The 3063-nt window shown below is 48.7% G+C and carries 2 protein-coding genes and 1 pseudogene; 2 read left to right on the top strand and 1 reads right to left on the bottom strand.

Going from position 1 to position 3063, the window contains the following annotated elements; genetic code table 11:
* The first annotated feature begins 331 nt into the window (after positions 1–331).
* Complete coding sequence (locus OGY19_RS19745; RefSeq protein ID WP_286597043.1) at positions 332–1963, top strand: sensor histidine kinase; 1632 nt, start codon at positions 332–334, stop codon at positions 1961–1963.
* Positions 1960–2679, top strand: a complete 720-nt coding sequence (gene dcuR / locus OGY19_RS19750; RefSeq protein ID WP_048213860.1) for a two-component system response regulator DcuR — start codon at positions 1960–1962, stop codon at positions 2677–2679. Before OGY19_RS19745 ends, dcuR begins: the two co-directional genes overlap by 4 nt.
* Before the next feature lie 37 nt (positions 2680–2716).
* Here the strand turns inward: dcuR and OGY19_RS19755 are convergent.
* Positions 2717–3063, bottom strand: a pseudogene (locus tag OGY19_RS19755) (IS1-like element IS1A family transposase); the annotation flags it as partial.

Below are 3063 nucleotides of genomic sequence, written 5' to 3' on the forward strand. Positions count from 1 at the left end.
AGGCGCATTATAGGGAGTTTCCCTCAGCCCGCAACCCTTAAATGACAGAAAAATGACTGACTGCTGCAATCCCCAGCAGACCCCCGCCTTATACCCATTTACACACAGAGTTATCCACAAAGCCGTCAATATTTCCTGCATCACATCCCGGAAAAAGAAGAAACCAACATTGAATCCTCTTTTCTATATAGAAAGAAAATAACGGATGCCCATTTTCTACTACATATATAAGAAGGGATGGCGGCGGGAATGCCCGAATCCCCCTACTACCTTTGAATTACGTACCTCATCGGGCGATAATACCCGCACAAACAGTGATTCCAGGACTGCGATGAGACACCCTCTGCAACGAACGGCTATACGCAAACGCCCGATGAAACTCGGCACAACCGTGATCCTCATGGTCAGCGCGGTCCTCTTCTCTGTGCTACTCGTCGTTCATTTGATTTACTTCTCGCAAATCAGCAACACGACACGTGATGCCTTAGCAGACAAAGCGCTTGCGGTCGCGCGAACGTTGGCAAACTCTCCTGAAATCCGCGAGGGGCTCAAGAAAAAGCCTGAGGACAGCGGCATCCAGGCAATTGCTCAAGCGGTAAATAAGCGCAACGATTTTTTATTCATCGTTGTCACGGATATGAAAAGCATTCGTTATTCGCACCCTGAAGCACAACGTATCGGCCAACCGTTTAAAGGCGACGATATCCTGTTGGCGTTACAGGGCAAAGAGAACGTTGCCATTAATCGCGGCTTTCTGGCTAAAGCGCTACGCGTTTTCACCCCCATTTATGACGATCATCACCAGCAGATTGGGGTTGTGTCGATCGGTCTCGAGTTAAGCAGGGTCACAGAACAGATCAATAACAGCCGCGGCAGTATCTTTTGGTCTATCTTATTTGGCGTTCTGGTTGGGTTACTAGGTACCTGGGTATTGGTGAAGGTTCTCAAACGCATTCTGTTTGGTCTGGAGCCTTATGAAATATCCAACCTGTTCGAACAGCGCCAGGCGATGCTGCACTCTATAAAGGAGGGGGTCATTGCCGTTGATGATAGTGGTGAGGTCACGCTAATAAACCAGGCCGCCCAGGAGCTATTGGATTACCGAAAGTCGCAGGATGATGCCCAACTCTCCACACTCAGCCATGCATGGTCTCAGGTAGTTGATCTTTCGCAGGTGCTACGTGATGGAACACCACGCCGTGATGAGGAGATCACGGTGAAGGACCGGCTGCTTTTAATCAACACCGTTCCAGTACTCAGCAATGGCAGAATCATCGGGGCAATTTCAACGTTCAGAGACAAGACTGAAGTCCGAAAACTCATGCAACGTCTGGACGGTATGGTTAACTATGCCGATGCACTTCGTGAACGATCCCACGAATTCATGAACAAGTTACACGTGATTCAGGGATTATTGCACCTGAAAAGTTATAAGCAGTTAGAAAATTATATCATTAAGACGGCCAACAATTATCAGGAAGAGATTGGCTCACTGTTAGGCAAAATAAAATCACCGGTGATCGCGGGCTTTTTACTCAGTAAGATTAATCGCACATCTGATTTAGGCCATAGCCTGATCATTAGTAATGAAAGCCAGTTGCCGGAAAATAGTAATGAAGATCAGGTGGCGGTGTTGATCACCGTGCTGGGTAATTTGATTGAAAACGCCCTGGAGGCGCTAGGTCAAGAATCGGGGGGTGAGATCAGCGTATCCTTACATTATCGACACGGCTGGTTGCATTGCGAAGTGAATGACGATGGTCCGGGGATCGCCCCCGAACGCATTGACCACATCTTTGAGAAGGGCGTCTCGTCAAAAGGAACCGAACGAGGCGTCGGTTTAGCACTTGTGAAACAGCAGGTTGAAAACGTTGGCGGCAATATTTCCGTCGAATCCGAACCTGGGGTCTTCACCCAATTTTTTGTACAGTTACCGTGGAATGGTGAGAGGGCCAGCAGATGATCAATGTCTTAATTGTCGATGACGATGCAATGGTAGCGGAGTTAAACCGCCGTTATGTCGCGCAGCTGTCTGGTTTTCATTGCTGCGGAACGGCCTCTACTCTCGAAAAAGCCAAAGAGATCATCTTTCATGGCGAACATCGTATTGACCTGATTCTACTGGATATTTATATGCAGAAAGAAAACGGTCTGGACCTGTTACCCATTCTGCACAGCGAAGGCTGTAAATGTGATGTCATCGTCATCTCCTCCGCCGCCGATGCGACAACCATTAAAGACTCACTCCACTACGGTGTCGTTGATTATCTGATCAAACCATTTCAGGCCTCACGCTTTGAAGAAGCCTTAACCAACTGGCTGCAGAAGAAAACGGATATGGAGAAGCATCAGTACTATGAACAGTCAGAGCTTGACCAACTGATTCATGGTAGCTCTTCCAGCGAGCAGGAAACGCGGCGCTTACCTAAGGGGCTGACACCACAAACGTTACGTACGCTGTGCCAGTGGATTGATGAGCACCAGGACCAGGAATTCTCCACGGATGAACTGGCGAACGAGGTCAATATCTCCCGGGTCTCATGCCGTAAATACCTTATCTGGCTCGTCAATTGTCATATCTTATTTACCAGTATCCATTATGGTGTTACTGGCCGACCAGTTTACCGCTACCGCGTTCAGGCTGAGCATTACTCATTACTTAAACAATACTGCCAATAAAACGCTCCCCCAGGGATTATTCGGTAATGACTCCAACTTATTGATAGTGTTTTATGTTCAGATAATGCCCGATGACTTTGTCATGCAGCTCCACCGATTTTGAGAACGACAGCGACTTCCGTCCCAGCCGTGCCAGGTGCTGCCTCAGATTCAGGTTATGCCGCTCAATTCGCTGCGTATATCGCTTGCTGATTACGTGCAGCTTTCCCTTCAGGCGGGATTCATACAGCGGCCAGCCATCCGTCATCCATATCACCACGTCAAAGGGTGACAGCAGGCTCATAAGACGCCCCAGCGTCGCCATAGTGCGTTCACCGAATACGTGCGCAACAACCGTCTTCCGGAGACTGTCATACGCGTAAAACAGCCAGCGCTGGCGCGATT

Origin of the sequence: Citrobacter sp. Cy070, assembly GCF_030332245.1 — a bacterium.
Lineage (GTDB): Bacteria > Pseudomonadota > Gammaproteobacteria > Enterobacterales > Enterobacteriaceae > Citrobacter > Citrobacter youngae.